Annotated in this window: 11 protein-coding genes; 9 read left to right on the top strand and 2 right to left on the bottom strand. The window is 56.3% G+C overall.

The features are described 5' to 3' along the window. Positions 1 to 31: 31 nt before the first annotated feature. Both odhB and BLW10_RS06855 read right to left on the bottom strand, forming a co-directional pair. On the bottom strand, positions 32 to 1333 hold the full coding sequence (gene odhB, locus BLW10_RS06860) for a 2-oxoglutarate dehydrogenase complex dihydrolipoyllysine-residue succinyltransferase (RefSeq protein ID WP_091333373.1): 1302 nt from the start codon (positions 1331 to 1333) through the stop codon (positions 32 to 34). Next, on the bottom strand, positions 1330 to 4203 hold the full coding sequence (locus tag BLW10_RS06855) for a 2-oxoglutarate dehydrogenase E1 component (RefSeq protein WP_091333371.1): 2874 nt from the start codon (positions 4201 to 4203) through the stop codon (positions 1330 to 1332). Before BLW10_RS06855 ends, odhB begins: the two co-directional genes overlap by 4 nt. A 236-nt stretch (positions 4204 to 4439) precedes the next feature. Between BLW10_RS06855 and BLW10_RS06850 the strand changes: the two genes are divergently transcribed. The 9 genes from BLW10_RS06850 to BLW10_RS06810 form a co-directional block, all read left to right on the top strand. Next, positions 4440 to 4757, top strand: a complete 318-nt coding sequence (locus tag BLW10_RS06850; RefSeq protein WP_091333369.1) for an ATPase — start codon at positions 4440 to 4442, stop codon at positions 4755 to 4757. 55 nt (positions 4758 to 4812) lie between these two features. Next, positions 4813 to 5868 carry a V0D/AC39 family V-type ATPase subunit gene (locus BLW10_RS06845; protein WP_091333368.1) on the top strand — a complete coding sequence of 352 codons (1056 nt, stop codon included), beginning with the start codon at positions 4813 to 4815 and terminating at the stop codon, positions 5866 to 5868. Between the two features lie 49 nt (positions 5869 to 5917). Further along, complete coding sequence (locus BLW10_RS06840) at positions 5918 to 7822, top strand: V-type ATP synthase subunit I (RefSeq protein ID WP_091333366.1); 1905 nt, start codon at positions 5918 to 5920, stop codon at positions 7820 to 7822. 70 nt (positions 7823 to 7892) lie between these two features. Next, positions 7893 to 8336 (top strand): ATP synthase subunit C, encoded by a 444-nt coding sequence (locus BLW10_RS06835; RefSeq protein ID WP_091333365.1) that lies wholly within the window; start codon positions 7893 to 7895, stop codon positions 8334 to 8336. Positions 8337 to 8347: 11 nt separating this feature from the next. Then, positions 8348 to 8695 (top strand): V-type ATP synthase subunit F, encoded by a 348-nt coding sequence (locus BLW10_RS06830; protein ID WP_091333362.1) that lies wholly within the window; start codon positions 8348 to 8350, stop codon positions 8693 to 8695. 21 nt (positions 8696 to 8716) lie between these two features. After that, positions 8717 to 9364, top strand: a complete 648-nt coding sequence (locus BLW10_RS06825; RefSeq protein WP_091333424.1) for a V-type ATP synthase subunit E — start codon at positions 8717 to 8719, stop codon at positions 9362 to 9364. An 8-nt stretch (positions 9365 to 9372) separates the two neighbouring features. Then, positions 9373 to 11178, top strand: a complete 1806-nt coding sequence (locus BLW10_RS06820) for a V-type ATP synthase subunit A (protein WP_091333360.1) — start codon at positions 9373 to 9375, stop codon at positions 11176 to 11178. A 192-nt stretch (positions 11179 to 11370) separates the two neighbouring features. Then, entirely contained in the window at positions 11371 to 12717 is a 1347-nt protein-coding gene (locus tag BLW10_RS06815; protein WP_091333358.1) for a DNA cytosine methyltransferase, read from the top strand. A gap of 157 nt (positions 12718 to 12874) precedes the next feature. Beyond that, positions 12875 to 13059, top strand: a 185-nt coding sequence (locus tag BLW10_RS06810; protein WP_143116984.1) for a transposase, incomplete at its 3' end; no start/stop codon positions are given.

Below are 13059 nucleotides of genomic sequence, written 5' to 3'. Positions count from 1 at the left end.
GCGGGCACGAGAACGCGAGCGCGACCGTGAATTAAACACGCAATAGCAACCGCGCTGGATCTTCCAGCACATCTTTAATGGTTACGAGGCATTGCACCGCATCGCGGCCATCAATTAAACGATGATCGTAGGTGAGCGCCAAATACATCATCGGCGCGATGACGATTTGCCCATTCTCGACAATCGGGCGTTCTTGGATTTTATGCAGACCGAGAATGGCGCTCTGCGGTGGATTCAAAATCGGCGTCGAGAGCAGCGAACCGAATACGCCGCCGTTGGTAATCGAAAAGGTACCGCCGCTCAATTCGTCATAACTGAGCGAACCGTCTTGCGCTTTTTGAGCAAAGGTGGCAATTCCCTGCTCAATCTCAGCCAGACTGAGTTGATCGGCATTGCGCAGAATCGGCACCACCAGACCACGCGGCGAGCTAACCGCGATGCCGATGTCGTAATAGCCGTGATAGAGAATATCCTCGCCATCAATCGAGGCATTGAGCACCGGAAAGCGTTGCAATGCCTCGACCGCCGCTTTGACAAATAACCCCATCAGCCCCAGCCGCACGCCATGACGCTGCTCAAAGCGATCTTTATGTCGTGCTCGCAGCGTGTTGATGGCGCTGAGATTAACTTCATTAAAGGTCGTCAATAGCGCCGCGTTCTGTTGCGCCTGCACCAGTCGTTCGGCGATGCGGGCGCGGAGGCGCGTCATCGGTACGCGCTGTTGTGGGCGCTCGCTGTCACCTGTATTGCTGGTGCTGGTGAATACCGGAGCCGTCGCCGCTGTGCTGGCTGATCGGGATCGCGCTAAATCGGGATGCCGTTCCGGTGCCTGCTGCTCGCGGGTGTCGAGATAGGCCAACACATCAGCTTTCTGAATCCGCCCATCGCGGCTGGGGATGTCACTGGGTTCTAAGCCGAGTTCATTGACCAACTGCCGTGCCGATGGGGTGACATGCGGTGCTGGGCGAGCGGTGGGCGCTGGCGCGGGAGCTGAGGTCGGCGCGGCTGGCGCTGGATTCGGGTTCGGATTCAGCACTGGACTCGGATGCAAGGTCGGCTGCTCCGCCGCAGCCGGACTCGGAGCCGGATGCTGCGTTCCAGATCCCAGCAGCGCCAGCAGATCATCCGTCTGCACTAACTCACCCTCAGCGGCGAGAATCTCCATCAACACGCCGCCATCCGGCGCAGGCACTTCAAGCACGACTTTATCCGTTTCCAATTCAACCAAATTTTCACCCGCTTGCACCGCCTCACCCGGCTGCTTGCTCCAAGTCAGCACACGGGCATCGGCGACCGATTCGGGTAACGTAGGGACGCGCACTTCGAGACTCATGGCGACGGAATCCTAAGGTTCGGGTTCGAGTTAGGTGCGCCGCCGAGGGCCGCTTCGATGAGCCGTTCATGCTGCTCGACATGGGCGGCGCGATGACCAACAGCAGGCGCGGCGGAGGCCGGACGTCCAACATAATAAGCGCGTTTACCGGCTGGCAGCAGGCGCTGAAGGCGATGCTTGATTTGATCCCACGCGCCTTGATTTTGCGGCTCTTCCTGACACCAGACAATCTCCTCGACATGGGCATAGGGTTCGAGTGCCTGGACAAACGCCGCTTTTGGGAAGGGATAGAGTTGCTCGATGCGCAATAACGCGACCTGATTGCGTCCGCGGGCGCGGCGGGCTTCAAGCAGATCGTAATAGACCTTGCCACTACACAAGACCACGCGCTCAACTTCTGCCGGATCAATGGGGTCACTTTCGGGGATGATGACTTGATACTGTCCCTGCGTCAGCTCATCGAGCGCCGAGACTGCCAGCCGATGCCGGAGCAGACTTTTGGGCGTCATCACGATCAACGGGGTACGATACGGGCGCACCATCTGCCGGCGCAATAGATGGAACAGTTGTGCCGGTGTTGTCGGGACACAGACCTGCATATTATGCCCAGCGCAGAGCTGTAAAAATCGCTCCAGCCGCGCCGAGGAATGCTCCGCGCCCTGACCTTCCAAGCCATGCGGCAGCAGCATCACCAGCCCGCAATGCAGTCCCCATTTGGTGCCCGCCGAGCTAATAAACTGGTCGATGACGACCTGAGCGCCGTTGGCAAAATCGCCGAATTGCGCTTCCCAGAGCGTCAGCGCGTGCGGTTCGGCAGTGGCAAAGCCGTATTCATAGCCCAACACCGCTTCTTCCGACAGGATCGAATCAATCGCAATAAATGCGCCCTGCTGCTCGCTGAGATGTTGCAGCGGTGTATAGGCCGCGCCTGTGACTTGATCGTAGAGCTTGGCATGACGATGGACAAAGGTGCCGCGTCCGACATCCTGCCCCGACAGCCGCACCGGAATCCCCTCGGCAAGCAGCGTGGCGTAGGCGAGATTTTCGGCATAGCCCCAGTTGAGCAACTGTTCACCCTGCGCCATTTTCTGCCGCTCTTCCCAGACTTTTTCGACACGCGGATGCAGCACAAAGCCTTCGGGCAGCCGCAGCAGCGCGGTACTGAGCGTGCGCAACGTGTCCAGCGGCACGCCGGTGTCAATATCTTGATCCCAGCTTTGCCCGCGACAAAAACGCCAATCGACGCGCCGACTGGTATCCAGTCCACAGAGCACCGCACGGGCGATCACCACGCCCTGTTCCAGCGCCTGACGGTAGGCGGTGATGAGCGCCTGTTCATCTTCCGGTGTAATCAGCCCGTGCATCAACAGCCGTTCGGCATAGATCGCGCGCGGTGTCGGGTGCTCGCGGATTTTTTGATACATCAGCGGCTGCGTTACTGCCGGTTCATCGGCTTCGTTATGGCCGAGTCGCCGATAACACATCAAGTCGATGATGACATCTTTATGAAACTGATTGCGAAAATCGAGCGCCAGCCGCGTGACGAAGATCACCGCTTCCGGGTCATCGCCGTTGACGTGAAACACTGGCGCTTGCACCATCTTGGCGACATCCGTGCAATAAGGCGTCGAACGCGCATCGAGCGGATGACTGGTGGTAAAGCCGATCTGATTGTTGATGACGATATGCACGGTACCGCCGGTGCCATAACTGCGCGTTTGCGACAGTTGCAGCGTTTCCATCACCACGCCCTGACCAGCAAAGGCGGCATCACCGTGAATCAGCACCGGTAAAACTTGATCGCCGCTGCGGTCGCCGCGTCGCCGCTGCCGCGCCCGGACTGATCCCTCGACCACTGGATTGATGATCTCCAGATGCGACGGATTAAAGCCCAGCACCAGATGCACAATCCCGCCCGGCGTGGCGACATCAGTAGCAAAACCCATGTGATATTTCACATCGCCGACCATCTGCCGCCAATCGAGCTGCACCCGCCCCTCGAACTCGTCAAAAATATCGGCTGGTGGCTTGCCGAAAATATTGGTGAGCACATTGAGCCGCCCACGATGCGCCATACCGATGACGATTTCTTGCATCCCTCGGCGTCCGGCGCGTTGTACCAGTTCATCGAGCAGCGGAATCAGCGCCTCGCCACCTTCGAGCGAAAAGCGTTTTTGTCCGACATAGCGTTGATGCAGATATTTTTCTAAACCCTCGGCGGCCGTCAGCAGCGTCAACAGCCAGCGTCGGCCTTCGCTGTCTAACTCGGGGCGGGCGCGATAGCCTTCTAAGCGTTTTTGAATCCAGCGTTTTTCCTGGGTGCTGGTGATGTGCATGTATTCCGAGCCGACCGTGCCGCCGTAAGTCTCCTGCACAATGTCGAGAATTTCGCGCAAGGTGAGACGATCCGGCGCATAAAGTGAGCCAGTATGAAACACCTGATCGAGATCGGCGGGCAGCAGGTGGTGATAGGCTAAATCCAGATCCGCCACATGCGGCACCTCGCGCAGGCGGATCGGATCGATGTCGGCGATCTGATGACCGCGATAGCGATAGGCGTTAATCAAACTGAGCACAGCGGCCTGTTTTTCAGCCGCGACCGGATCTAAACAGCGTGGCGTCGAACGGGCCGCTTGGGTGGGGGTCGTCTCGGCAAGCTGGCGAAATCGCTCACGGATTGGCGTGTGCGGAGTTTCCACCGTTCGCGTGCCGGGCGTGACCCGCTGCCGCCACTGATCAAAGCGCACCCGCCAGGCCGGATCAATGCTGTCTGGATCGAGCAAATAGCGTTCGTACAAATCCTCGATAAAGGCCGCATTGCCGCCATAGAGTGCGCTCGAGCCGCGCAACAGGTCTAAAAGTGTGCTCATGCTTCTGTGTTCAATCGCCTGTTAAGGATGGATCAGTAGGGTGGCGGAGCGTGCGCCGGCAGCGGTCTGAGGTGGCAGTTTTATAGCATACTCGTTGGGGGCTTTTAGCCTCTAGCGGTCAGCTATCAGCCGCCAGCTTCCAGCGATCACAGCCACGCCCCCCCTAGCCGCCAACGCCGGAAAGGAGTTAAGCTTGTCCCCATTGGCCGATGCGCACTATCCCTCAGGTAACAGCGATGGACGACACACTCAAACGCTTGCTCGATGCCGAAATGCGCGCCGAACACTTGGCTCAACAGGCCGAAACCGAGCGCGATAGCCTCATTCAGCAGGCGATGACCGAAGCCAAAGCCGCAAACGAGCGGTTTACCGCCCGCATCCCTGACCTACATCGCACCTTCATCGCCAAAGCCGAAGAACGCGCCGAGCAGACCATCGCGGAGTTGCGCCGCCGCTATGATGAACGGCATGTGCAACTGCGCGATCAGGCCGAGCAGCGCGAAGACGAGGCGCTCGAAGCCGCGTTTCAGTTGCTGATCGAACTCGGACGCTAAGCGACCGCGACGGGTCATACTCTTTTAGGGACAAGCGACTGGCGAGGCCTGTTGTATGAGCGGTTCCGATCAAGCCTATCTCAACACGCGGGTGACGTTGCTGTCATTGCAGCTCATGTCACCCGAAACGATTACCGCGCTGGCACGGCTGCCACTGGCGGCGCTGGCCGAACGCCTCGGCATGGAGGCACTGCTCGATGATGCCAGCCGCGTCACGGTGCGGCGGCGCGTGCTGGAGCAAGCCTTGCTTCAGACCTTGCTCAATGAAATGAGTCTGCTGGCGCGGCCCATGATCCCGATGCACCGCGATCTCGTCCGCGCTTGGGCACGCAAGTTTGCCCTCTCCAATCTCAAAACACTGATTCGCGGCAAGCTTTACGCGCTCGATCCGCAGGAATTACACGCGCATCTGTTCGAGCTACCGGAAGCCTTGCGCTTGCCGGAAGAACTGCCCCGTGCTGAAAACGTGCCGGAGCTGTTGCGCCAGCTCGAAAGCGGCCCCTATCACGTCATCGCCCGTCAAGCCCGCGAAGTCTACGAACAGCACCGTGAGCCGTTTTTAATCGAAGCGGCTATCGACCAACGCTATTACGCCGAGATTCAGCGCCGCATCATGGGACTCGACACCCATCATCAGGACGCTCTGCGCCGCTTAATCGGCAGCGAACTCGACTGCGTGGCGCTGCTGTGGCTGGTGCGGTATCGGTTTTCGTACCGCCTCTCGCCGTCGGAAACCTATTATCGTCTCGTCCCCTCGCCGCGTTATCTGGGTCGCGAACGGCTGCTGGAATTGGTCAATCTCGACAGCTTAGAACAGGTGCTGGCCGCACTGCCGGCGCCGCTGGCGACGGCGGTGCAGGGCTGCACGTCTTTAGCCGAAACCCAGCAACGGTTAGCGACCTACACGCTCGAAGAACGGCGCTGGGTGCTGCATCAGAGCCAATCAGCTATTGCGCGGGCGCTGGCCTATCTGATGCTGCGCGAATCGAATTTGTTTGTGCTGTTTGCGATTGCGCAAGGGCGGTTGCTGAACTGTTCGGATACCCTGATCGAACAGGCGCTGGAATTGGTCGAACCACAGGCCGCGCCCCTCGAACGTCGCGCCGCCTGATTTTTTTGCATCATTTGGGCGTGATTTGGCTTCAAGGAGCGCGTGCGCAATGTTCAGCTCAACTGCGATTAAACATATCCGACTGCTGGTGCTGACCGAAAGCCTACCGCTGGCTTCGCTGGCGCTGGCTGAAACCGAGAGTTTTCATCCCGACACCCGCGCCCCTGAGCACGACGGACTGCCGGGCACACCAGCCCATGCGTATCGGGATGTGTTCAATCAGGCGCAAGCGCGGCTCAATAAGATCGCTAATCTGATCCCGCTGGCCGAAACGCCGCCGCTGGATGTGCTGCGGGCGGTTGAATTCGACGAACTCAATACGCTCAATACCTGGCTCGGGCAGATCTGGGAGCAGGCGTCGGCGTATGAAGAAGCGTTTTATGCGCTCGACGAAGCCGAGCGACTGGCCAGCGAGCATGAAGTCTTGCTCGATAATTTCGCCGAACTCAATATCGACCTCGGGCGCTTGGCCGGACGCACACGCTTTTTGGCGTTTCATGTCGGCGTGGTGCCGCGTGAGAATCTGCGCCAGCTCGAAGATGCCGCTGCGTTAGCGCAGCATCTGCTGCATGTGTATCTGTATCGCGGTGATACCGCGCATGTCGTGCTCGTCGGGCCGACCGATGACGATGCCACCTCGCCGATTGCCGCCGTGCTCAATGCCGCTGGTTTTCAGCCGCTGACCATCCCGCCGGAACTCGACCGCGAACCCGACGTGCTAAGGCGCGAACTGGCCGCTCGCCATCGTGAGATTGCCGAGCAGCGGGCAGCAAAACAGCAGGCGCTGGCCGCATGGGGCGCAACCCTGCATGAGCAACTGCTGGCGGCACGGAAAACGCTGATTCTGGCCGAACCGCTGGTGACGCTCGATCCGTCGCTGCGCAGTGCTGGACGCATCGCCTATCTGAGCGGCTGGGTGCCGACCCGCGCCCTGCCCGATCTGGAACAGCGCCTGAGCACCCTGCTCGATCTGCCGTTTGATCTCGCGGTGCGCGATCCGCGTCCCGATGAACGGCATCTGGTGCCGACGCTGAGCGTGCGCCATCGCTGGCTGCAACCCTTCGCACTGCTGGTCAATCAATACGGCATTCCGGCTTATGGCGAGATCGACCCGACGCCGTTGTTTGCCGTGACCTTTTTGCTGATGTTCGGCAGCATGTTCGGCGATGTTGGACATGGCGCAGTGATTGCGGTGGCGGCGTGGCTGGCGCGGCATAAAATCCCGACTTTTTATCGCTTTGGCATTTTTGCCGGTCTGTCGTCGATGGCATTTGGCGTGCTGTTCGGCAGTCTGTTCGGCTATGAAGAGATTTTGCACGCAGTCTGGATGTCGCCGCTGCATGATCCGATCCTGATGCTCGAAGTGGCGCTGGTGTGGGGCGTGGTGTTTATCATCGTCGCCTGTCTGCTCGGCATCTATAACCGCCTTGTCAACGGCGATTGGACGGGCGCTCTGCTCGAACGTCACGGCGTCATCAACTTGCTGTTTTATCTCGCTTTTCTTTGGGGCGGTTATGGATTGGCCAGCGGTCAGGGTTTTGGCACGCTGCCGGCGCTTGTGGCCAGCGGTTCGCTGCTGGCGCTGGCGGCGTTTCAGTGGCAGCACCTCCATGCGCCGACCGGCGAAAAAGCCTTAGTCGTGGTGATTGAGACGCTCGACACCGTGATTGTCTATCTCTCTAACACCCTGTCGTTTTTGCGTGTCGCTGCCTTCAGTCTCAATCATGTCGCGCTGGCGCTCGCCGTGTTCACGCTGGCCGATATGATGGGCGTCTTTGGACATGCCGTGACCATTGTTTTAGGCAATATCTTCATTCTGGTGCTGGAAGGCGGCATCGTGATGATCCAAGTGATGCGGTTGCAATATTACGAAGGATTTTCGCGCTATTTTTCTGGTACCGGCCATCGCTTCGTGCCGCTGCGGTTGCGCCAACCGCGCCCGCCTTCGGCTTGATTGCTGCACCTGACAATCCCGCACGCCCGCTGTTTGATCCCTTCCACTCGCTCAACTCAAGGAGCATTGCATGTATTGGCTTGTTGCACTCATGTCCGTCGCCATTTTCGGCCTGATCGTCACCGGTCTGTTATTAGAAATCCGCCCGGCACTGGCTACACGGGTGCGCCCCTGGCACCGGCCAGCACTCGGAACCCAGTTGCTCGTCTTTGTCGCGGCGCAATGTGCGCTGCTGTTTTTGGGCGTCTCCGATGTTATGGCGCAACCCATGACCGACGCCGCTGTTGAGATGACCACCGGCATGGGCTTGGCGATTTTGGGCGTCGGCATCCCGACTGGCCTCTCGACTATCGGTGCCGGGATTGCGGTCGGCCCGATTGGGGCGGCTTCGCTCGCAGCGGTCATGGAACGTCCTGAGGCTCTGGGCCGGACGCTGATCTTCCTCGGCTTGGCTGAAGGTATCGCCATCTACGGTCTGGTGATGAGTATTTTGCTGCTCAATCGCCTCGGCTGAGTGCGCCCAGCATGGACACTCCAAGCGAACCGGGCCAGCCGACCCGATTGCTGTTTCTCGGCGAGGAAAATCTCGCCGACGGCTTTCGGTTGATCGGTTTTGAGGCACATCCCAACCCCAGCCCCGCGCAGGTCGAGCAGATTTTGCGTCAGCTCCAGCACACCCATGACAAGGCGTTCGTGCTGGTTGATGAGGCATTGATGCGCGAAGACATCCCGCAGCTCAAGCGGGTGCGGCGTGAGGGCGGGCGCATCTTGGTGATGGCCGTGCCCAGCCTGCAAGGCCCGACAGCCCTGTCCAGCGATGTTGCCGAACGGCTGGCCGCGCTGTTCGGGACTGCCACACTTCGATCCGAATGAGTCCGGGGAACGGCCGTGAATCTGAATCAAGTAGACGAACTGGAACGCGCCATTCTGGCGCGGGCCGAGCGGCTGGCGAGTGAATACCGCGAACGGGCGGCACGCAGTCGTGACAGCCTGTTGCGCGAGTCCGCCGAGCGCCTGCGGTTGCGCGAAACCCGTGAAGAGGCCAGCGCCAAAGCCTTAGGCGAGCGGGCATTTCGGCAGCGCGTGCAATCCACTGAGCTGAAGATGCAGACGCATCTCGACCGCCTGCGCTGGAATCTGGTGCTCGATGTCGAGCGGCGGCTGACTGAGCGCATGGAACGCTTTATGGCCGATCAAGAGGTCTATGACGCTTGGTTACAGGCGTTAATTGTCGAGGCGGCGACCGCGATGGAAAGCAGCGAGATTTGCATTGCCGCCAATGCCCATGACCAACGGCGCTTGTTTATGAACTGGGATGCCGTCGTCGCGGCATTGCCAGCGGATACCGAGGCGACCTTAGCGCCGGCCCCCGACGCCATTGACACCCTCGGCGGGGTGTTGGTGACCAGCGCCGATGGCCGCATCCGCGTCGATCAAACCTTCGAGGGCCGTTTGCAGCGGCTACGGGCGCGTATCCAGCAGACGATTCTGGAACGCTTGCTGCCCAACGGCCTCGATGCCAGCACTCCTTTTAGCGGCTGAACAGAACTATGAGCGACACGAACAAACTCGGCGTTATCCGCGACATCAATGGCCCCATTGTTACCATCGAACTGCCCGGGGCACGCAGTGGCGAGCAGGTCAAGATCGGCGAACTCGGGCTGTATGGCGAGATTATCTCGCTCAACGGTCAACGGGCGGTGGTGCAAACCTATGAATCGACCGATGGGGTGCGACCCGGCGAACCTGTGGTCGGCTTAGGCTGGCCGCTGTCAGTCGAGTTAGGGCCGGGGCTGATGGGTGGAATTTTTGATGGCGTGCAGCGGCCGCTGTTAAAAATTGCGCTGGAATCCGGCGATTACATCCGGCGCGGCCTGACCATACCGGCGCTGGATCGTACAAAGTTGTGGGCGTTCGTGCCAAATCAAGAACTGGAGCCGGGCGCGACCGTTGGCCCAGGGGTGGTGCTCGGGCGCGTGCAAGAAACGCTGACGATTGAGCATCGGATTCTGGTGCCGCCGGGCATCAGCGGTGAGCTGGAAGAAATCGCGCCCGCTGGTGAGTACGACATCGAATCGACCATTGCGCGGGTGCGCGATCAAAAGGGCGTGAGTCATCGGCTCAGTCTCTATCAACGCTGGCCGGTGCGCAAGCCGCGCCCGTATCTCAAGCGCGATGATGGTGTGTCCCCATTGATTACCGGACAGCGGGTAATCGATACCTTTTTTCCGCAAATTAAGGGCGGTAAAGGCGCGGTACCTGGCCCCTTTGGTGCCGGAAAAACTGTGGTACAACAACAGATTGCACGCTGGTCGAATGCTGACATCGTGATTTATGTCGGCTGCGGTGAACGCGGCAATGAGCTGGTCGATGTGTTGGAGACCTTCCCCGAACTCGACGATCCGTACTCGGGGCGCAAGCTGATGGAGCGCACGCTGCTCGTCGCCAATACGTCGAATATGCCGGTGGTGGCGCGTGAGGCGTCGGTCTATGTCGGGATGACGATGGCCGAGTATTACCGCGATATGGGCTATGACGTGGTGATGTTGGCTGATTCGACCAGTCGTTGGGCTGAGGCGTTGCGCGAGGTGTCGGGGCGCTTGGGTCAGATGCCGGTCGAGGAAGGCTATCCGGCCTATTTGGCCTCGCGCTTGGCAGCGGTGTATGAGCGAGCCGGACGGGTGGAAACCTTTGGCGCGGGGTCGGGTTCGGTGACGTTAATTGGTGCGGTCTCGCCGCCGGGTGGTGATTTCTCGGAGCCGGTGACCAGTCACACCAAAGATATTATTGAAACCTTTTGGGCGTTGTCGAAAGAATTAGCCGATGCGCGGCATTATCCGTCGATTGATTGGGTAACAAGTTTTTCCAGTCATGTGCAGACGGCGGCGGAATGGTGGCATAGTGAGATTGATCCCGATTGGGAAAAGCGGCGCGGCGCGGCATTAGCATTATTAGCGCGGGATGCAGAATTGTCGCGGATTGTCAATCTGGTCGGGCCGGAAGCCTTATCTGATGCACAGCGTTGGGAATTAGAAGGGGCGTCGTTAATTAAAGAAGGCGTGTTGCAGCAAAGTGCGCTTGATGAGATTGATACCTTCTGTTCGCCAGCGAAGCAATATGCGCTGCTCGATTTGGCAATTACGATTTATAAACGCGGTGAAGCGTTGATTAAATTAGGGGTGCCGGTGACTGAATTACAGCGATTGCCCTTGTTGGCGAAGATGCGGCGCATCAAGTCGATGTATTCCAGCGAGCAGTTAGAGCAAGTGCAGGCGTTCCGGCTGGAGGTCGATCAAGCGATGGAGGCAATTCGCATGGAATATGCGAAGCAGGGGGAGCTGATGGCGGTGAGTTGAGGGTTGTTTAGAGTGTGGGGTATGCGGTGCATACCCTACTATTTTAGCGCCGCTGGCAGCGGCGTTGCGGATTTCGTTGGAATGAAAGGTGTGTTGATTGGATTGATTATTGAATATCAGTTTTGTATGTGGCACATAATTTAATCTGCATAGCTAATTTCACACCATATCTTACTTAATAAGAAACCTTAGATGCGTCTTAATTTAATATCACTTTTTGCTGGTGCAGGCGGTCTTGATTTGGGACTTGAATTTGCTGGATTTAAAACGCTTGTCGCAAATGAGTTAGCGCCAGAAGCTTGTGAAACACTACGAAAAAATCAATTACTAAGCAGTTTAAGCGGCAAAGGACTTGAGAAATTTATAGAAGATGCGTCTAAACAACGATGTTTTATGCAATTAAACCAAACGGAACTCAAAATGTTTTTTAGCCGATTGCAAGACAATCGTATTCCTTGTTTGCAAGAAGCAAAAATACTTGAAGGCGATATTCGAAGTATTTCAAGTGACGTATTTAAAAAAGCCGCCAAAAATGAGGAAATATTTGTGATTGCTGGTGGCCCCCCCTGCCAGCCTTTTAGTAAAGCAGGGAAGCGGAAAACTTTCGATTGCTCAAAAAACGGTGACCTTTTTTATGAGTTTGTTCGTATTGTTCGAGATTTAAAGCCACGCTGGTTTATTTTTGAAAATGTAAAAGGATTAGAATTTACTAAAACAGATGTAGTTTACTCAATTTGTAAAAATTGCAACACTAAAGCTATTGCTGATTTTCGATTGAGACAAAATTGGGATTGCGAAAATTTTCGAAGCTTTCCATGTTCTAAATGCGGCAACAAAAATACTCACTTAGAGGTAATAAACGAATCAGGAGGTTCTCTTAAAATTATCGAAAGTGAGTTTAAAAAAGTTGGATATATGTGTTTTGCTCGTACTTTAAATGCAGCAGACTTTGGAGCGCCTCAAATTAGAGAAAGGCTTTTTATTGTAGGGAGTCGTGATGGTAAAAATTTTGAATGGCCACAACCAACACATCAAAGCCTAAACGAAAATACTCACGCTGTCCAACAAGATTTTTTTATTGAAAAATTCCTTCCACCTTGGCGAACAATGCGCGAAGTGCTTTGGTCGCAGGGTCATTGGCACTACAAAAATTATAATCATGATACCGCAGTTCTTTGGGTAAAAAATGTTGTCAGGCCACATGATGAACCTGTTACTTGGTCACTAGATCGCCCCTCTCCAACTATTGGAGCGCATCAAGGTGCAAAACTGGCTTTTGCACCTCATGGCGTTCCAAAAGAGCAAATTTTTAGGCAACAGTGGCATACTCTTGGTCGAAGGCAAGGAGATACTCCGCCAGTATTTGTTGAGCATCAGTATCTTTCAGATGAAGAATTGCTTAAACTTCAAACATTTCCGCGATGGTGGTATTTACATGGCACTCGTATGCAACGTGTTTTTCAGATTGGAAATGCAGTTCCGCCAGTTTTAGCAAAAGTAATTGGAGAAGCCATCAAGAAAGCAGATTCAACCGCATGATTACATTAAAAGCATTTTCAGACTCGCAATTTCGAGACGCAACAAAATTGCTTGCAGCTAAGAGGCTGTCTAAAAACTAAACTATTGATTTTGAAGTAGATTTTTTCGAGAATATGGCAAATTTTGCGAGTTAATTAAAATCACTCATATCGTGAATATGACTTCAGAAAAAAACTCTTCGCCAAAATATCCAAGCGATATCTCCGATGAAGAATGGGAGATTGTTGAAAAAATCTTCGAAGAACTTGAGCCTTATACAACAGGCCGCCCAAGATCAAGTGATCTACGCGAAATCTTGAATGCTATCTTTTATTTAAACAAAACAGGTTGTCCGTGGCGTTA

It is taken from the genome of Allochromatium warmingii (genome assembly GCF_900107145.1).
GTDB lineage: Bacteria > Pseudomonadota > Gammaproteobacteria > Chromatiales > Chromatiaceae > Thermochromatium > Thermochromatium warmingii.
The sequence above is the reverse complement of the archived record's forward strand: the minus strand, read 5'-3'. Positions and strand labels throughout refer to the sequence as shown.

Excerpts from the sequence above, each read along its gene's own strand:
- BLW10_RS06820 (WP_091333360.1), top strand. The coding sequence starts at position 9,373 with ATGAGCGACACGAACAAACTCGGCGTTATCCGCGACATCAATGGCCCC.
- BLW10_RS06830 (WP_091333362.1), top strand. The coding sequence starts at position 8,348 with ATGGACACTCCAAGCGAACCGGGCCAGCCGACCCGATTGCTGTTTCTC.
- BLW10_RS06855 (WP_091333371.1), bottom strand. The coding sequence starts at position 4,203 with ATGAGCACACTTTTAGACCTGTTGCGCGGCTCGAGCGCACTCTATGGC.
- BLW10_RS06835 (WP_091333365.1), top strand. The coding sequence starts at position 7,893 with ATGTATTGGCTTGTTGCACTCATGTCCGTCGCCATTTTCGGCCTGATC.
- odhB (WP_091333373.1), bottom strand. The coding sequence starts at position 1,333 with ATGAGTCTCGAAGTGCGCGTCCCTACGTTACCCGAATCGGTCGCCGAT.
- BLW10_RS06815 (WP_091333358.1), top strand. The coding sequence starts at position 11,371 with ATGCGTCTTAATTTAATATCACTTTTTGCTGGTGCAGGCGGTCTTGAT.
- BLW10_RS06845 (WP_091333368.1), top strand. The coding sequence starts at position 4,813 with ATGAGCGGTTCCGATCAAGCCTATCTCAACACGCGGGTGACGTTGCTG.
- BLW10_RS06850 (WP_091333369.1), top strand. The coding sequence starts at position 4,440 with ATGGACGACACACTCAAACGCTTGCTCGATGCCGAAATGCGCGCCGAA.
- BLW10_RS06840 (WP_091333366.1), top strand. The coding sequence starts at position 5,918 with ATGTTCAGCTCAACTGCGATTAAACATATCCGACTGCTGGTGCTGACC.